At 39.5% G+C, this 18,879-nt stretch carries 17 protein-coding genes; 3 read left to right on the forward strand and 14 right to left on the reverse strand.

The window, feature by feature from the left end; all coding sequences use genetic code 11:
* Nucleotides 1-216 precede the first annotated feature (216 nt).
* Complete coding sequence (locus tag JKG64_RS06680) at nucleotides 217-714, forward strand: MepB family protein (RefSeq protein ID WP_210353544.1); 498 nt, start codon at nucleotides 217-219, stop codon at nucleotides 712-714.
* Between the two features lie 104 nt (nucleotides 715-818).
* A complete protein-coding gene (locus JKG64_RS06685; RefSeq protein ID WP_210353545.1) occupies nucleotides 819-1,229 on the forward strand; it encodes an SRPBCC family protein in 411 nt (136 codons plus the stop codon).
* Here JKG64_RS06685 and JKG64_RS06690 read toward each other — a convergent pair.
* The 4 genes from JKG64_RS06690 to JKG64_RS06705 all read right to left on the reverse strand — a co-directional run bounded on the left by JKG64_RS06690 (nucleotide 1,219) and on the right by JKG64_RS06705 (nucleotide 3,635).
* Nucleotides 1,219-1,464: a hypothetical protein gene (locus JKG64_RS06690; RefSeq protein ID WP_210353546.1), complete on the reverse strand. Its 246-nt coding sequence runs from the start codon at nucleotides 1,462-1,464 to the stop codon at nucleotides 1,219-1,221. The genes JKG64_RS06685 and JKG64_RS06690 overlap by 11 nt on opposite strands.
* Nucleotides 1,465-1,806: 342 nt before the next feature.
* Complete coding sequence (locus JKG64_RS06695; protein WP_210353547.1) at nucleotides 1,807-2,871, reverse strand: 3-oxoacyl-ACP synthase III family protein; 1,065 nt, start codon at nucleotides 2,869-2,871, stop codon at nucleotides 1,807-1,809.
* Between the two features lie 169 nt (nucleotides 2,872-3,040).
* Nucleotides 3,041-3,232, reverse strand: coding sequence for a cold-shock protein (locus tag JKG64_RS06700; protein ID WP_210353548.1), 192 nt, complete (start codon nucleotides 3,230-3,232; stop codon nucleotides 3,041-3,043).
* A 136-nt stretch (nucleotides 3,233-3,368) separates the two neighbouring features.
* On the reverse strand, nucleotides 3,369-3,635 hold the full coding sequence (locus tag JKG64_RS06705) for a hypothetical protein (protein WP_210353549.1): 267 nt from the start codon (nucleotides 3,633-3,635) through the stop codon (nucleotides 3,369-3,371).
* Nucleotides 3,636-3,770: 135 nt separating this feature from the next.
* Here JKG64_RS06705 and glsA point away from each other — a divergent pair, with 135 nt between their 5' ends.
* Nucleotides 3,771-4,787 carry a glutaminase A gene (glsA, locus tag JKG64_RS06710; protein WP_210353550.1) on the forward strand — a complete coding sequence of 339 codons (1,017 nt, stop codon included), beginning with the start codon at nucleotides 3,771-3,773 and terminating at the stop codon, nucleotides 4,785-4,787.
* A 112-nt stretch (nucleotides 4,788-4,899) separates the two neighbouring features.
* Here glsA and JKG64_RS06715 read toward each other — a convergent pair whose 3' ends face one another.
* The 10 genes from JKG64_RS06715 to JKG64_RS06760 form a co-directional block, all read right to left on the reverse strand.
* Nucleotides 4,900-5,289 carry a hypothetical protein gene (locus tag JKG64_RS06715; protein ID WP_210353551.1) on the reverse strand — a complete coding sequence of 130 codons (390 nt, stop codon included), beginning with the start codon at nucleotides 5,287-5,289 and terminating at the stop codon, nucleotides 4,900-4,902.
* Between the two features lie 168 nt (nucleotides 5,290-5,457).
* Nucleotides 5,458-7,083, reverse strand: coding sequence for a helix-turn-helix domain-containing protein (locus tag JKG64_RS06720; RefSeq protein ID WP_210353552.1), 1,626 nt, complete (start codon nucleotides 7,081-7,083; stop codon nucleotides 5,458-5,460).
* A 73-nt stretch (nucleotides 7,084-7,156) separates the two neighbouring features.
* Nucleotides 7,157-7,564, reverse strand: a complete 408-nt coding sequence (locus tag JKG64_RS06725; protein WP_210353553.1) for a hypothetical protein — start codon at nucleotides 7,562-7,564, stop codon at nucleotides 7,157-7,159.
* Between the two features lie 143 nt (nucleotides 7,565-7,707).
* Nucleotides 7,708-8,256, reverse strand: a complete 549-nt coding sequence (locus tag JKG64_RS06730) for a DUF1573 domain-containing protein (RefSeq protein ID WP_210353554.1) — start codon at nucleotides 8,254-8,256, stop codon at nucleotides 7,708-7,710.
* Nucleotides 8,237-10,372 carry a DUF4838 domain-containing protein gene (locus tag JKG64_RS06735; protein ID WP_210353555.1) on the reverse strand — a complete coding sequence of 712 codons (2,136 nt, stop codon included), beginning with the start codon at nucleotides 10,370-10,372 and terminating at the stop codon, nucleotides 8,237-8,239. The genes JKG64_RS06730 and JKG64_RS06735 overlap by 20 nt, the downstream gene beginning before the upstream one ends.
* Nucleotides 10,359-13,175, reverse strand: a complete 2,817-nt coding sequence (locus JKG64_RS06740) for a tetratricopeptide repeat protein (protein ID WP_210353556.1) — start codon at nucleotides 13,173-13,175, stop codon at nucleotides 10,359-10,361. The genes JKG64_RS06735 and JKG64_RS06740 overlap by 14 nt, the downstream gene beginning before the upstream one ends.
* Nucleotides 13,168-14,604 carry a glycosyltransferase family 2 protein gene (locus JKG64_RS06745; RefSeq protein ID WP_210353557.1) on the reverse strand — a complete coding sequence of 479 codons (1,437 nt, stop codon included), beginning with the start codon at nucleotides 14,602-14,604 and terminating at the stop codon, nucleotides 13,168-13,170. The genes JKG64_RS06740 and JKG64_RS06745 overlap by 8 nt, the downstream gene beginning before the upstream one ends.
* Nucleotides 14,605-14,618: 14 nt before the next feature.
* Nucleotides 14,619-15,875 (reverse strand): HEAT repeat domain-containing protein, encoded by a 1,257-nt coding sequence (locus JKG64_RS06750; protein ID WP_210353558.1) that lies wholly within the window; start codon nucleotides 15,873-15,875, stop codon nucleotides 14,619-14,621.
* A gap of 584 nt (nucleotides 15,876-16,459) precedes the next feature.
* Nucleotides 16,460-17,563 carry a helix-turn-helix transcriptional regulator gene (locus JKG64_RS06755; protein WP_210353559.1) on the reverse strand — a complete coding sequence of 368 codons (1,104 nt, stop codon included), beginning with the start codon at nucleotides 17,561-17,563 and terminating at the stop codon, nucleotides 16,460-16,462.
* 262 nt (nucleotides 17,564-17,825) lie between these two features.
* Entirely contained in the window at nucleotides 17,826-18,749 is a 924-nt protein-coding gene (locus JKG64_RS06760; protein ID WP_210353560.1) for a nucleotidyltransferase family protein, read from the reverse strand.
* Nucleotides 18,750-18,879: the final 130 nt, after the last annotated feature.

Below are 18,879 nucleotides of genomic sequence, written 5' to 3' on the forward strand. Positions count from 1 at the left end.
TGTTAAAAAAAGTATAACGAGCTACCATCCTCTCGCCAATATAACTATTAAATTGCTGTTTTCCCATTAATTGAAAGCAGACCTCAAGTAGAACGTGCAAGTTATTATATTTCCTCCATAAAAATATCCAAATGGATGGAGAGAGCTACAAAACTTGCTTTTGTATTCCGTTGCAATTATATTGCGTATAAAGGCGAATTTACGTAGGTTTGATAGATGACTTTGGAACTTCAACTATTACAGGGTACGATATGGGATCCCCTTGGCTTAAAAGTTTCTGATCCCGTACCTGACAAGGAAGCTACTGAATATATGGGCTGTGACTTTCTTGTTAAAGGATTGCATGTGAAATTTCGAAAAGCAAAAATCACCCCCAAGAAAACGGGTCTATTTGTTACTCTTTGGCAACGCGACTCCAAAGGGAAGACAATTCCTTTTCATCAGAACCACCCTACGGAACTATACATTATCATGACGGAGCAATCCGAAAAAAATGGTTTTTTCATATTTCCGAAACAGGCTTTGGTACTTGCTAATATTCTGAGTACGGATCATAAGGAAGGAAAACGAGGTTTTCGCCTTTATACGCCATGGGACACGACCAATAACCGTCAAGCGATGAAGAGTCAACAATGGCAATCTAACTATTTTTTTGAAACAGATCTACCTGTAGACAAAATGATAACTAGGTTAAAAGCTATACTCCCTTCCTAAAAGGATTACTATTAAGGAAACGAATAACTTGTCATTTGCAAAGTTTCTATATCCATCACTTTGTTAAATTTGCGTTTAAGAACTTTTCATAAATCCTAAAAGACATGGCAAACATTGAACTCGTCAATTACATAAAAGCGCCTATTTCAATGGTGTATCAAGTCCTCACAACTGAAGAAGGGTTGGCTCAAATATGGACTAAAAAACTTCGTGTCAAACCTCAGGTAGGCTTTATAAATGAATTTGATTTTAACGAGCCGGAACTCACTAAAATGAAAATTATAACCCTCGAGAAGAACCGAAAAATCGTATGGAAATGTATAGAGTCGGATAAGGAATGGATTGGAACGATGGTTTCGTTTGAACTGTCGGAGCAGGGTAATAAAACCACGGTGGTATTGAGCCATACCGACTGGCGCGCAGTCACTGAATACTATAAATGGTGTAACTACAACTGGGCCATGTTTCTACAACGGTTGAGAAACTACTGTGAGGAAACCACTGTCAATCAATGATTTCGTCGTGTATAAAAACTTCACCAATTAATTCTTCATTGGTATTGTTGGCTAAAGCATCGTCTATCAACAAAAAATGTTTGCCAACCAATGGTCCGGATATTTTGGCTATTTCCTCACTGTCTAATTCAAAAAAACGAGTAACATCAACGTAGTCTGGAATCCATGTAGGATTAGCATCAGAAATAGAAGAAGTAGAACGAAGAATATTATATCCTCTATCTCTTAACGTCATTAACGTATTAAAATCTAATTTTATAAAACCTATCATCCCCTTTTAACTATGGTTATATACGCGATTTAAAGCCATTACTTCTTTCGATGTTAGTAGAGGATCTCTCCTTTGAATAAGCTCTAAATCATTTTTTCAAAGTAGAACAGCGCAACGCTAAAAATGTTCAAAGAAGGAATAGTTAATCTGCTATTTAAAAAAAACAGTTTGTCTATGGGGGATAGCTGTAAGCAACGAGTGCTTCCTTAAAACAAGAAAGCACTCGTGATTATTGATATACGAAAAGCTCTTGAAAGCTTAGATAACGTAGAATATTATAGTGATCTGAATGTCATAAAACGACACTTACCATCTATAGGTGATGGCATTTATGTTCATCCCGGCACCGACCGAAGCAAACATAATCAGGTCGCCTTTATTCAGGACGAAAGACCCAATCTCTTTATTCAGAACCTGATGGAGCAATGTAGGAACCGTTGCTACGGAACTATTTCCCATATAGGAAATATTCATAGGCATGACATTCGCTGGTAGTTCGGCAACATTGTATAGTTCGAAAAATCGCTTAACAATCGCTTCATCCATCTTGTCATTCGCCTGATGAAGAAAAATCATCTTGAGGTCTTTTATATCTTCTCCACTTCGATCAAAGCATTCTTTCATCGCCTGAGGGACATACTTGAGCGCATATTCGTAGACTTTTCGACCTTTCATCTTGATGAAGCGTGCTTCCTTCTCCTCGCCACTATTCTCTCCTGAAGAAGAGATATAATCCAGCTCAAGTCCTGTATCAGATCTTACTGCTACATTAATGATACCAGAGTCTGCTTCATCACTGGCCTGTACGATACACGCCCCTGCTCCATCAGAAAAAATCATGCTATCCCTATCGGAAGAATCCAATACTCTAGAGAGTGTCTCTGATCCAATTACCAGACAAACACGAGCATCGCCACATCGAATGGCCATATCGGCCTGAATCATTCCTTGAACCCAACCCGGGCAACCGAAAATGATATCATAGGGTATACAGGAGGTATTCTGAATGCCTAATTTGTTCTTAATTCTTGATGCGACAGAAGGAACCATATCGCGGGGCGCACCAGGGTATTTCATCTCGCCATAGTTGTGAGCCACGATAATTAAATCTATAGACTCACGGTCGATCCCCGAAATCCGGATAGCCTCCTCGGCGGCAAATGCCCCCATATCAGACGCTGCAATTCCCAACGGCGCATAACGTCGCTGCTCAATACCAGTAATAGCTTTAAACTTACGTATTATCGTCTCCGTAGGTTGTTCTATTTTGGTTTGGTCATCTGTAAAGAAGTTACTGCCTAAAAAATGTTGATTATCAACTATTTCTGTAGGGATATATGCCCCTGTAGCAATTATCTTTGATCGAATCATTTCTATAACTGTTTAATCTTTGAAAATAATTCTTCTCAAAGCCTCTAAAAATTTGAATTTAATAAAAAACAACGGTAATCGTTTGCAATAATACAAAAAAAAGGGAATCATACAATAGAAAAAGCCGTTCGTATATAGAACGGCTTTAACAATATATGCAAGAAAAATCTTAAATCAACTTTACATTTACTGCGTTGGGACCTTTTTTCCCATCCTGGATCTCAAAAGATACGTGATCGTTTTCGCGTATATTTTGCGTGAGGCCTGATACGTGTACAAATACCTCATTTCCTCCGTCATTTGGAGTAATAAATCCGAAACCTTTAGTTTCGTTAAAAAATTTTACAATGCCTTCGTTCATGGCGAATTTAAAAAAATAAAAAAATAATTAATTATGTAAATATAGAATAAAAAACTGATTCTTACTCAAAATAAATAACAGGTGCTTTATATATGACACACAAAACACACTGAGAGACAAGATGAATCACCTTAAATCAAACTGAAATAAAGACAAAACCTTCCAATTCCTCCTCTTTCATATTTTCCAACGCTTCCTCAATCCGAAGCAAGGTAGGATGATTTAGAGGTGGCTCATATCCGAGATTATTCAACTCTCTCATATATCCCCTTATATTATCTATACGTTCCGGAAACCAGTAAATTACCGAATCTATCAATTCATTATTGGAGGTTAGAATATTATATCCCCTCCCCTTCAAGTACATTAACACCTTTCGGGTTACTTTTTCAAATTTTACCATATGCTATTAATACAACACGCCACGTCGAAAAACGTTTAGACTTATTTGAAATCCATTTAGAACATCATTTTTTTGTATTTTTACAATTCACGAAATGGCCTATAGGCTAAAAAATAGACTTTCAACATAAGAATAATGAATAGAGAGCAAGCACTACACTGCATAAAAAACGCACTTACGACCTTACTTATTGTCCTCACTACGAGCTCAGTCAGTTTTGCGCAAAAAAACAATACTACAGATATCAATGTAACAACACTAGCATCTATTCTCGAAAAAAACAAACATTACCACAAGGAAGGCACAGTTGCCGATTATATACCCGAATTAGGTAAAGTAGATCCGACCGCCATATCCTTTGCTATCGTAAACAGTGATGGTAAGCTGATCAGCGTAGGTGACCGGAATCATAAGTTCACCATGCAAAGCGTTTCTAAAATCATTGCCCTTATGCTGGCTGTGATGGAAAACGGGGAAGAAACGGTTTTTGAAAAAATAGGTTATTACGGGACGGATCGGCCATTCAATCATTTTGCGAATCTGGAAACTATGGGTAAGCCACTGAACCCGATGATGAATGCTGGCGCAATCCTTACCACCAGTATGATCTCCGGAAAGGAGGATGAGCCTTTTGTCAAAATTCTAGAAATGATCCGTTATATCACGAATAACCCATCGATTACCTATAGCCAAGCTGTATACCAATCTGAAAAAGAAACGGGACATCGCAATCGGGGAATGTTCTATCTAATGAAAAATACAGGAGCAATCACCGGTTCTGAAGACCAACTGGATAATTATTTTAGGCAATGCTCCATTGAACTCACGGCAGAAGATCTTGCTAAAATTGGCTATTTTTTTGCAAACGAATGTAGCCGCTATGACGGAGACAAGAAATACAAAAACAATGCATTAGCAAAACTGATCCTATCGCAGATGTTGGTTGCTGGCATGTACGAATTCAGCGGAGAATACGCTCGTACAGTAGGACTACCTAGTAAATCTGGCGTCGGCGGAGGTATCGTGGTCAGTGTACCACATGGTATGGGAATCGGGGTTTTCAGTCCTGCTTTAGACAGCCACGGCAACTCGCTAGCAGGCTATCATATGATTTTGGATCTTGCTAAAAAATATGATTTGAGTATATTCTAAACAAGTAATGCCCTTACTCATTCAAGGGCATTATTTGATCATTTACTATTTACCATATCTATCAAGGAAGCCAAAATCACCGATTGTCTAGGACAATGCTTAATATCTTACGCTACCTAGACTCCATAGATTGGCTTATCTCCCTCTCTAAGATCAAAACTTTCTTTGCGAGATAGGCCTTTTCTTCTTTCAATATTTGGTTTGCCTCTTCGAGTTCCTGTATCTTTTTGTATATCTCAGTCACAAGCAGACTCTCATCTTTAGCCTTGCGGTGATCCAAGAAATCATTGGTCATATGTAAGCCAATCTCAACCTCTGAACGATACTCTTTAATCCAGTTTATAATACTGATTTCGTTACGGATACCATACTTGGCCATTGCCTCTTCCAAAAATAGCTCTCCTGAAAGAATCGTATATACTATTTCCAGTTTTACTTCTTTACGTACCCTATTTCTTTTCTTCACATTCGTAACTTCCATCGCTTCCTTTTTAATGGCCATATTCATAATCCATCAACAAATTAAACAGAAGTATTCCATACTTTGACCGCAGGAAAAATGTCTCAAATCCGCAGATAGGAAATAGCAACCCGAAGGGCTTTAGAACCCAAGTTCTAAGCTCTTTATTTTCGACAAAAGGAAAATGTTTCTTTCTATAGAATCGGGTTTCTATGAAGATTTATCATCCAGCTCTTTTTTTATAAAATGTACATAAGCCGAAGGGGGCGTACCCGTCACAAGCTTAAATGCCGTAGAAAATTTACTAAGCGAAGTAAAACCACATAAATCAGCAAGATAGGATAGTTTAAAACCAAGTAACTCGGGCGATTTATGGAGTTGGTCGATTATATACTCGATACGTTTGTTCTGTATATATTCGTAAAAGTCTTTTCCTCTATATCGTTGGATAATATAGGTCACGTAGCGCGGATTAGTTCCCATATTACTAGCCAATTGATTGAGCGTAATACTCTTTTCGAGGTAAAAATGTTCCTTATCCAACTTGTCCAATTGCTTGCAGAGTCTCTGTTCGGTATCCTTAGAGATATTTATATCTTTTGCCTTGAGAGCGACAGATTCCTCGGCTTCGTCGGCAGGTTTCGATAGGCCTGTCCCTAGCGGGGTTATGTGTACCTTAGACCTTTCTCGTTCACGGACACCTTCGTTTTCAGCACTTACATACTTTGAAATCGTTGATGTACACCGTAACTTGTATACATTTTTACGCCGATAGATATATAGTATAGCGAATGTGGTACCTACAAGAATGAAAAGTATACCAGCAATAGCATAGATATACTTGATTCTATATGCTTGCTTTGTGGAATGAAGCCTGACAATCATTTCGTCAGACAACTGCTTGGCGACCTTATCTCTTTTAGTTTTTATCTCACTGGCCTTCACCCTATGAGCTGCAGACTTAGCCAAATCTCCGGTCTTGTCATAATATTTGGACCAACTACTGAAAGTTAGCATTGTCAACTCTTCCACTTCTCCAGACGTAAGATAGGGACCAATCTTGTCTAAACATTCTTTTGCCTTTTCCAATTGATTTTCAGCTAGTGCAACTTCAGCCTGTATTCTATAGATATAGGGCTTAAGATTACTCTCCACTTCGCCAATTTTGTCTAGCGCCTGTTCTAAAAAAACACTGGATTCGCTATAATTGCCCAAATGAAACTCACAAACTCCCATCAACTGATCATTAGTCGCTTTAACAAGGAGGGCACCTTTATGTTCCTTATGGTTTATATCAATGGATGTTGCTGCCTTTCTAGCATATTGACGAGCCTCTTCCAGGCGTCCCTTTTCTAGACTATGAAACACCCGTTCGTGAAGAATATTAACCCGTGTCAGGTTTTGCATTACCTTATCATCCTGGTTTTCGTTTGCACGCACCGCCCTTTCCAAGTAACTCATCGATACTCCATACAACCCTATCTGCCGAAAAGCCGTAGCCAGAAAACCTGCGGTGTTACTTTGCCAAGAAAAATTCATCGTCGCATTAGCAATTGTATCCGCCTTCATACCCTTATAAATACTCGACCGCATATCACCTTGATTCTCGTATATCTTAGCCAATAACATCAATGATTTTATCTTCTGTTCATCCGTCGTAGCGACACTATAGAGAGAGTCTGCAGCCCTATGGGCTGCGTATATGTCGGTAGCAATGAGTGATACGATAACTTCGACATATCGCTCATGGAACGAATCTTTGTTGATTATGCTCTGTCCGCAGACAGATGACACCAATACTGTCAATCCTAAAAGGAAACAACAAATTAACTTCATAATTACTTGTTAACGCTTCTTTTCTATCAACCGGATAGAATGGAATAGAATTGACGAAAAGTTCTTCTGGATATTACCAAAAGAATAGCGTGACAGTAACGAGTAATCCAATTATAAATGCAATCAAAACAACTATGTTAGTATTCCAACTTTTGTCCCTGACAGGCTCCACCTTTGCGCTCATTCCCTGAAATGTATTAAAGTCGTGAAAGGCGCGAAGATTATTGGAATCCACTACAACACCGATAGTTTTTTCCAATTCTCTCTGCAGATGCAACAGGGCCAATTGAGAGGACAAATAAGCAACTTCGTCGTCCGTCTCATTTTTAAGTTCTAAAAATTCCTCAAGCGCTTTGTCCAAATCTTCGGAGAGTGCCAATTCCCTATCAGGACAATGCTTATCGATCGAACACTTTAGCCTACCTTCCAATTCCGTCAAGGTAGACAGTATTTCTTTTGGATTATAAGATACTGAATTCATACGTAGATATTTAGCACCATTCGCTGGCAAAAATGATGCAAACTGTGCTAAATATCCGCAATTCTATTCATTTAAAAAATTATTAAACTACTAATACGATTAAAAATTTAATACTCAAGGCAATAAAATCCCTACAGAAAGGTCTATTTATTGTTGTGTATGCTTTTACGAAAGTCTTCATCCATATAGTACCCCTTATTGCTCGCATCACCGTCCACAAACTCTTTAAAACCTCCTTGAGCCTTGATTTCGTCCGAATAGAGCTCTTCATAATCCTTGGTATACATCGCATTGGGCACTACATTGATATCAAAAACTAACTCTTTGTAGAGGGCATCTTCAAAATTTCCATAGAGGGTGATATAGTGTTTGACATAACCAATATTCTTCGCACTGTTGTAACTTAAGGTCAATAGGCGCTCTTTACCAGGAGGCACAGTGAAAGCTCCTGCGCCTTCATCAACCTTTAGACATCCACACGAAGTGATGATATCTGTAATCATCAATGGGTTCTTTCCTACATTCTTCAATTTGAACGAGAGATCTTTTTGCTGTCCAGCCAAGATGGGATAATAATGACGCTCATTATCTTCGACCTCCAGAATGGTCTTGCGCTTGGCAAGGTCTACACAGGAGGTGAACATGACAATCACTCCAACAATAAAACAATAATTAATATAACTGTATTTCATCACACGCTATTACTGAGTTTTTCAACTCTTTATTTTTATAAATCTTTATCTCTAAATCTGTATGATCTAACAAATCGATATCCTTTTTTAAAGTTGCTACATTCTCCAATATCACAAAATCCGAAGCGGAAAACACCATCATCCTTGTCCCCTCGGCCCATAACTCTAACCGATCAGGTATATACATACGGTGTCGGGCATTCAATAAAAAACGTAGCTCTAACCGTATACTTCCTTGCTTTTTGTTACTATTTCGTCCAATAATGCTGACATCTTCTCCCGCCAAAAGCCAGCCTTGATTAAAGTCTGAAACAAAACCAGTTTTATTGTCACTCAACAGGAATGCCTCATCCAATAGCTCGCTGGAGGATAGCCCAATCCCTTTACTAACCTTAAACCTATTCATCGGCATTAGCGTTTTCTTTAATCGCTTCCACTCATTGAGATATACCTCTAGGCTTCCCTTTTCTTCTTTATAATTCGTGACACCATCTTCTATCGATTCATGTAACCTGTTTATGAAGACGTCATTTTGTGAGGAAAACTGGACCCTATTATTTTCAATCGCTAAAACCCCATTGGCTATATCACCGTCGTGATAATCGACCTGTAGCTTAGTATAACTCAATGCATGTAGGAGTTTTCTAATACATAGGGCTTCGTCACCTTCCAAATGAGCTGACAACGATGTCAGCTCCGCATAAAACTTGTTAAACCGATCAGACTTTAGGTAACTTTTCATTGACTCACGAAATGAGCTATATATCGCCAAATCGCTATTTCTACCATCTAGGTTATCCTCTATCTCCAAGAGATAACTGCTTAGTACATCTGCCGAGATTGGATAGAACCGTTGATGGTATCTCTTGACCAAATCGGATACGGACAAGGAAGGATCAATCATAATAGCACTCAACACATAGGTTTTGACATCATCAAATGGTGAATAATCGTAACCACTCCCATTGAGAAATACCCCATCGACACCTATCTTGCTAAAGTAGACTAACTGTCCCTGCACTCGACGCAACACAGGAAAAGGTGTAATGTAATCATCGAAATTGGATATATAGTCCCACAGGTAAATTTGGGAAGTCTGCTGTTTCCAGGATTCTAACAATGTACTGAACTCGCGGACCGACGGAGCATTGACATCCAGTTGAGGCGACTTGGGAAGATCTATCGTGCTCAAGAGCACTCCCGCATGGTCAGCTAATCTACTCTTGGGAGCTTCGCGGGTCGTCCGATAGGCTGTAGTGTAAAAGTAATCCTGCGGAAATTCCTTCGTCAGTCTATTTAAGAGAACAACAACTGCCGCCGTCGCGCTCTTTGCGGTATTACCTTGCTTTCTACAAGATGCACAGCTGCACACTTTGTCGTTGTCGTTTGGCGCAATCATAAACCACCTAGCGTCACGGGGTCCACGCCCATACTCTTCTAGGACAAAAGTCTTGATGGCCTGATACGCCTTTTCTGAGGAGAAACAATACTGTTCGGCATCCCGTCTCCCATCTACCAAAGCCATCACATCGGTATCGATGCCTCCTACAAATACCTTTCTTAGATTATGCCCCCATAATCCCCAGTCTCGATCTACATTATGGGTTAAAAGGATTCCGGATATATCCTGATTCATATTAGGCTGTAGATGAGGATCTCTATATTTGAATGCAAAATCTACTTTACCCGTTTTAAAATCCAGGTAACCAGGTGGAATATCAGCTACCTTCAAACGATGATAGTCGCCAAGCCGGTCGATCAGCATATAAGATAACCACCGTAATATTGCCCTGTCTCTCCCGAATAGCGATAAGCGCCCTTCTTCATTGATTATTTCGTAATCATTTCCCAAATCTTCTACAATCTCCACGTAGACGATCCCTCCTTCAAATCCCTCGACAACGGTATCGGAGCGCTTGATCTGGAGAACTGCTTTCTCTGTGTTTCGCTTGTCTAGATGCTGAAATAGGTAGTCCGCGGCCTGTATACTCTCCTTATCCCCATTTGAGAGAATCAACAGTCGAGGGGTAGCGAAATCAAAGGTCCGGGCTTTACAACTAGAGGATAGCAGGCAGAATATCCCCCATAACCATACGATCTGCTTAAAACGAAACATTGAACTGGAAATATAGGTTATAAAGGTTTCGATAGTTTGCCGTAACTATAGATTTTTCTGTTTGGAAATTATACCATGTCCCCATAACACTAGCCCCTATATTCTTAGTAATGGAGCGACCTAGCCCTGCACCCACCATTGCATTAAACACGTTGAAACTGTTATAGAATTGGGTATTCAATAGATCGATATCAGGTGAATTACCTATACTTCCTATCGCCAATAGGTAGTTTTTGGGATTATTCATATTGTATTGAGCCTTTCCTCCCAAGCTGTAGAGATAAGTACTTTCGCCTGCACTATTTAGTAAGAAATTACTCCATTTTGCAGACAGTTTAAAATCCTCAATATCCTTGGTGACGCCCAGATTGAGATTGAACAGGTTCTGTCCCGTAAACAATCTTCTATAACCGAGCCCCCCTTCTGCTTCCCAAGTAGGCTTGAATGTATAAAGAGCCGTACCATTTACAGTCAGTTTAGCAAAAAACTTATTTGCTAATGCGAGGTCGATGCGTGTAGACAATTTCTCTGTCCAAGGAGCGGACCATTCGACCTGTCCCTGTATCCCCTTTCCCTCTTCTCTACCTGCATAATTTAATCGTCCTGTATAAGCTGAGCCATTATGTAAAAGACGACTGTATTCCACTGTCGAAATCGACGTAATAGCGTAATCATCTCCATAGCGTGCTCGAACATGAGAGATCCCGACATTATTTCGATAAGACTTTTGACCGAGATAATCGAGATGCACCTTAAAGTCCGCAAATTCTAAAAGAGAGGGTTCATAAAACTGTTGGTAATGGTAAGCTGAATCGTACTGTTTCAACCCTTCATAAGCCAATCCCTTCATATACTTAAGTGTCTTATTATCCTCCTTATAATATAAAGCAGTATCAATCACCGTCAAGGCTTGAAGATGTTCCTTCTGTTTTAACAACTGCCCAGCATACGCTTCGGTCGTATGGCTAAATGTATTGACTAAAGGCTCGTGATAGGGATTCAATTGCACCTGTCTGTGCAACATTGCCCAGGAATCAGGCCGCCGCTCTGTCGTATGGTTCATCGCTTCAGCAAGTTTAATCTTGAAGGCGACATCATCCCCATAACGGTCTTCTGCAATCTGAGCATAACGTAACATTGCACCTTGGTCTTTTACCTGGTAGCAGATATTGATCATATACAACAACGCATCTTGATTCTTATCATCCACAGTCAACCAACGGTCGCATAGCTGCCGTGCTTCTGCCAACTGATACCGTTCTTTTAAACTCTTGACCCAAGGTTGCACCATCTCGCTATAGCCGCCCATAAGGCGATCTCTATCCTGCTGAGAAGCGGCTCCTAAAACCTGCTCATATATACTAAGCGCATATTCATAACGGTCGCCTTTATTGTACAGATCGGACTTCTTAAGCAACAATTCCATATTACCAGGCCTATCCAACAACATATCATCCAATATCATGATTGCCTCCTGGTAACGTTTCTCGGTTACATATGCATTATACAGACCACTTTGGGCTATCGCTACAGACTCTTCATCTCCGTACTGTATGATGTCTTTCCAGTCGTTGATAGCCATATCGATCTTACCATCCTGCATATTGGCTTTAGCCTGTCTTAGGGTCACGGCTACATACGAATCCCTCAGTTCAACATCGGATGGGTATTTGACAAAATAAGCCCGCGTCAATGTGGCCACCTTTCCCTCGTCCCCCATTCGCTTATACGCCATGAGCTCTTTCATGTCTAATTCCTTGCTAGCACCAGCACTCCATCTATGTTTATGTAATGCCGCAATCGCCTCCTCGTATTGTTCTTTCGCGATCAGATCGTTAAAAACATAATCGAAAGCTTCTTTGTTACCTGGCGAACCTTCAAATATTTTACCGTATAAGCTGGCAGGATCATTATTTTTCGCATTTCGAGCCGCCTCCAATAAAAAGTAATTGTATTGTGAGCGTAAACTTCCCCCTCCTCTTTTCATCTGAGATTCTAGGAAAGATAGAATTTCGGGATAACGCTGTTGATGTTCCAGAATTGCTATTTTCTTCTGTACAAATCCCCCATTGCCCGGGAATTCATTCAACGCCCGTTCCGTATATACCAATGCATTGTTATAATCTCCAGCCTTTATGTAATTATCTATCACAGCAAAGTAACTATCCTGCTGACGAGGCTGTTCGTCAATCCGCTTTCTGGAGATTTCTATCGTTTCATCGATTCGACCGGTCTTAGCAACCGCTGCCGCACGTTGCTCTTGAACATAAGTCTGATCCCCTTTCAACTCACTATCCTCAGGATAAATCTGGGAGATACGTTTCAATAGGCGGTCTGCCTCTACATGATTCCCCATTGTTCTATATAGCTCGATTTTCTTACGCCATAGTCCTTTCCAATAGGGATTTACTTCCAACAGCTCATTGATATAACATATTGCACTGGAATAGCGCTGTGTTTCGGTTTCTACCGTAACGAGCATATGTTTAGATTCTACATTTGCGGGTGCATATTCAAGTGATTTGACCAACTCGTATCGCGCTTTGTCATATTGTTGTCGATGGGTATAATATTTACCGACCAACATACGCATGTCCGAGTCTTTGGGATTTTTCTTGAGATGTGACTCTGCTTTATTCTTCCCCTCTTCCCATTTCCCTTGGTTGTACAAATCATTAATCTCTTTAGCATCTTCATTACGTTCGATCGTCGTGCCTGCGCGTTGTGCTTGTACAGGTTGATAGTAAGATAGTGCTCCAAAGAAGACAATCAGTATTTTGGCGTATTTAAATTTCTTAAGCATTGTTATGTACAGTATTAGCATTTTTTGAAGGAGAGAATCCTTGCCTTGTCATTTGTCCCCATTTGAAATTCTTGCGAGTCAAGTATTGAACATATCCCCTTAAAGTGAATATGACCACGAGAGGATGGTATAGAATAGCTTCAAAAGCTGAAAACAGAACCAACTTGAGGTATTCCCAAAAGTTTTTATAAAGCTTGCCGAGGACCAAATCATAGGATACCGTCACGATCGATACGGATAATCCAATCAAATAAGCATAAGCTATCATCATCCAGAACGTATCAAAATTTACTTGATTCGTAAATAAGAGAAACAACAGGAACAGGAACCCAGTAAACTCTATAATTGGAGCAAGAAACTCGAAGAAAACAATGTAAGGCATCACAAGAAAGCCCAATCTTCCATAGTCCTTATTAAGAAAAAATTTTCTGTGATCAATAATAAATTGGAGCATTCCCCGCCCCCAACGCGTGCGCTGTCTATTGAGAACTTTTATATTAGGAGGCCCTTCCGTCCAACAAAGACTATACGGACATTGTACAATACGATAAGCCTTCTTGTTCTCACGCATATAAGCCACCATACGAACAGTCATATCCATATCCTCGGCATGCGAAGCCGAGTCAAAACCGCCGGCAGCCACTACGACATTCCGATCAAATAGCCCAAACCCACCCGATACGTTGGGAATTGCATTTACTATGGACCAGCCCATCTTTGCCACTAGGTAAGAACGCAAATACTCAGTTTCCTGGAAAAGCGGAATCAACCGGTTAGGCGGCTTTACACGAGTGATACGACCTTTGTCTATTGTACAGCCATTTACCATACGCATAGTCGCTCCTACAGCAATCACATGCTTATCCGAATCAAGAACAGGGAGAATAATTTTACTCAATGTATCTTCAGCGAGAATACAATCCACATCTGTATTGATAAAATAATCATACTGAGCAATATTCACCCCAGCATTCATCGCATCAGCTTTTGTACCTCCATTTTCCTTATCAACTACTTTCAATTTACTATAGGCTGGATTTTTCGAACGAAAAACACGGCGTACTGGTCTACAGTAGACCTTATACGCATAATAATAAGGCATCTCCTCCAACTCAAATTCCTCAATAAGAATATCCAATGTCTTGTCCTTACTTCCATCGTTGACAATGATTACCTCAAAAGTAGGATAGTCTAAGTTTAACAATGAATTGACACTATCGTAGATAATTACCTCCTCGTTGAACGCCGGAGCAACGATAGAGATACCTGGAGCTTCTTCAGGAAAATCTTTGAGGTAACTTTCCTCTCTTTCGGTATACCTATACCTGTAGCGCAGGGTATTATAGTAACTCATAATCATCAACCCTAAGTAGAAAAGGGCTAGAGCAGTAGCATAAAAATAAATCAGGTACGTAAAAAAATAAATCATTGATGTGCGATTGTTTAGACGGGTAAGATTGCGGCTTCAGAAAATACCTGATTCAATAGCGTATTTTCATTTTCGTTAGACTGAATATGTGCTTCATGTTGCAGGCGCACCAACTCTTGATTGCCCTGTACACCATGATTCTTAATTGCTCTAGCGATGACTAGCTTAGAGTTTACATCTTCAGTAGAACGATAGGCTTCCACAAGAAAACGTAGACTTTCAGTCCCTTGCAAATGTCCCATAGTAGTTATAATCGCTTCCCTAACAACATTTGTTTCTAAATGAAACCGATCGATCAGAGTGGAAGCGCTCTCTTTGTATTCGAGTGCACCCAAAGTCAATATAATTTGTGCTCTCACATCCCTATTCTCCTGCCTATCCAACATCCCCATTAGTGTGGGAGCAGCCTCATACTGTCTGAAAAAGCCGACCTCTCGTAAAATAAAAACGATATAATTCGGATTTTTTGAATTATTGATCCACCGTAATAGATTCGGAAGGCGCCCTTCCTTAGATCGTTTGATTAGCGTCGAATGTAGACGCAATTTGTCCAACTGCGTGAAGGCCTCATCAAAATTCTCCTCCATAAATCGAAATGGATTATAGCTATCCTGACTGGTGTGTAGGTCTCGTGCTGTCTTCCGCAAGTGCTTATTCTTGTGAAAGGTAGATTTAGACAGGATACCACTGTTGACTCCATTATCCATGGCGCCGACCACCTGTAATGCTTCCTTACGTCTATCTGGACCAGACGTACGAATCCGCTTCTCCCAAAATCCCATAAGACGTAAAGCTTCGATACAATTCTTGTAATTAATCTCGTTCAATTCACCTTCCTTATAAATGGAATTTTTAACAGTTAGTACGACATCAGTCAATACATCTGACTTCCATCGCTTTGCTTTGCTTGTATCGTACTGGAGTAATTCCTGTATTTCATCGACTTCATAATTCACTTTGCTACGCATGATGAATGTCAACTTCTCTTCAAAGTGTCCCTCTGTATTTCTCTTGGTCTTTTCTTTTCGGTTTATTCTATAACCAATATATAACAATCGAAATACGCCGAACAAGGTGATTGCGGCAAGCGCCATAACCATCACTACAGTGATACGAATAATCAATGGATATCCATTGTACAATGAACTCAAATAGCTCAAATAATACAGGTAGTAATCGTAATACATAATGTCTGTTTTTACTATTTTTAATACTTTGTCTTTAGATTGATGAACACAACTTTCGGGCGCCGACTTTGCATGTTTATGCATGTTTAAAACAACTCACCCCTTACAAAACAATGTTTAACAAAGTTTGCAATTGCCTTAAACAATAGCGTCTCAAAAGTCTAAGCCTCCAAGTGGACACCCTGTACAACTAAGCAAAAACAAGAAAATAAGACAGTCCAAAATAAGACTAAAACCACTGACAAAGAACGGATTACAAAAACAAAAAGTTTCTCAAAAGAACAATTCAATAAGGCTTTATTTTTCGCTGAAAGGAAAACATTTCTTCTCTTCACAAAGCACTTTATGGAATAAAATAAGACAATAAAAAAGAAGGTTTTAATGACTGTAGACAGAAAGCCACAAGTGCACTTTATCGCGGGAACGATAAATATAGTATGGCAGGTATCGACATTATAGATGTTATTATAAAGATATCTAACCTTCCATCATTCTAAGGTTTAGGTTTAGTTATTGGCAATAAGCTGAGACACCATTTAGGAAATTACATAACAATCAAAGTGGCCTAATATAAGGTCACAAAGAAAGGCAAATATTTGATGGAATACATAAATACGGTAACTCCGTAGGTAGGAACTCGATTACTATAAGACTTCTTTAAAATGAATCTAATCTTCCCCGTAATCCAAACGATATTGGTGGGGAGAACAGCCAAATTCAGCTTGGAAGTTTCGGTAAAAAGAAGCTCGGGAACTAAACCCACAAACCATAGACAGATCTTCTATAGTGTACATCAATTCTTCACTTTTGAGCTGCCGTATGGCATAACTCAACCGTAATTGATTGACAAATGCATTAAAGCCCTTTCCAAACTCCTGCTTTAAAAAAGGAGCAATATGTTGTACTGGAATCTCCAATTGACTACTGAATTTATCTTTGTTGAGATCGCTATCTAAATAAGCCAATGTTTGTATGAATAGCTCAATCCTATTTCGATAGGAAACCTCTTGCTCTCTTGTGAGAGGAATCAATGGAATTGTATTCCTCTTCTTACTCTTTTCTGGAACGGGGCTTTCTTGCTCCTCTTTACTCGTATCAATGGCATAAAACAGCTTTTTCAATCGTCTTTGCATTAAAAAAACAAACGAAGCTCCTAACAAAAACATCGCGTACAATAAGACAGAAAAAATCCTATGAATAAGAATATTAGCAGGCTCTTCGATCATATCTACCAATAAGAGTAATGAGCAAGTAATTAAAAGCAGAAATGAAAAGTACCAAGCGGCCTTGGTGATGTTATGCTCCTTGACACGTCCCCGGAGTATTCTCGACACACTCGGTCTAAAGTATAATAAATAGCAACCTAAATGAAGCACAGCAATAAACTGCATGGTCATCGTATAATCTAAACTATAGCGATAATGTCGGGTAGAATCCTGAACAATAAACAAATAAATTAGCAAAGCTACAAAGAAAGGTATGAAGTGTATCCAAATTGGCCGGGTTCGGGTGTGATTTTGAGGTAGATTATGAATCAAAAGTAGTAATCCGGGTCCGTATAATAATCCCATCGGAAACTCTAAGACCAGATGTAACCACGGCGATGCCAATACCTGAGACATATATTCTAACATTAGAAAAAACACAGCCAATAAAAGCATCAATAATAGATACCGGTTAAATACAATTTTTTCTTTTCCCATATTTAGAAAAATGAAAAAAGCACTCAGGATGAACACCGTAAATGTCGATCCGGTCAATAAAATACTCATTTCAATATCGTGTTTAGGTAATCTAACTTCTAGAACGACCAATTTCCGAGGGCGTGGTGATTTCACGTCCTTCGGCTATAGTTTTTTCCATAAGTTTTGACTAAACATCAAAAATAACCGAAATAATAACTTTAAGAATCTAAATATCAAGCATAAATTATATATGTAGCATAACAACTACATTTATCGTTTATCAAGGCTCATAATTACAAAATTGTCACTGCTACAGTAAAAAACTACTGTAACAGTGTAAAAATCAACTTTAAAAAAGATAACGGGGATAGACTCCAGTCTCTACAAGCTCCTGTATAGATCGCTGTACGATTATCTTATCTTCTTTGTAGGTGACCCCAAACCATTTGGCGCTTGTGCCAACTACCTCAAAATCCGCCAGAGAATTTCGAATCATATAATCGGCCACTGATGGTATAAAAAACTCCGCATTGGGGTGTTCCAGATTCTGTTCGACGAATACAGTAAACAAATCTAGTGCAACTTTAAAAATTTTGGGTGTAAAACCCCAAAAATTCATAGAGACCTGTGTATCGGCATCTAAGAACTGTTCGGTATCATTTTCCTTGTAGGCAATATCTCTATTGCCGTCTCTTTCCTTATAGTATATTTTGGTTCGCTCTACAATCGCCTCTAGATTTCCTCTAGGGCTAACCGAACACACTCCACGAGATACAGAACCATGGTCCGACAATGTATTAGCCAGACGAAAGCCAATCATTCCCATATGCATATTTGAAATTTTTGTACGCAGAAAATCAGCCATTTTCTGAAAAGCATCCCGCCCATAGAAATCATCAGCATTGATTACAGCAAACGGCTCATTAACATGTTCAAATGCACTAAGTACAGCATGACCTGTACCCCATGGCTTAATCCGCAACACATCATGCTTAATGCCAAACTTTCTTAAATCGGAGTCCTGTATAGCGTAGCGTACTTCAATTTTATGGGCTAGTTTCTCTTCATATAATGCGCGAAGGGTAGGTAACGACTCTGCCCGTATCACAAAAACGACTTTCCCAAACCCAGCCGCAATCGCATCGTAAATCGAATAGTCAAGAATAGTCTCTCCCGCTGGTCCAAAATCATCAAATTGCTTGAGGGTACCGTAACGGCTTCCCATTCCGGCAGCCATAATCAATAACGTCGGTTTACTTCTGTTTAAATTCATATATTATAGTTACTTCTTAATATTCACCACCTGGCAGATCGGTTCGTCTTAACCGAACTATCCCATATGCTGTCCTTCTCTCCATCAGAGACATACCTCCTACGTTGTACTTAAGCACATACAACCGGTA

Source organism: Sphingobacterium tabacisoli (assembly GCF_017908035.1).
GTDB classification, from domain to species: Bacteria; Bacteroidota; Bacteroidia; order Sphingobacteriales; family Sphingobacteriaceae; genus Sphingobacterium; species Sphingobacterium tabacisoli.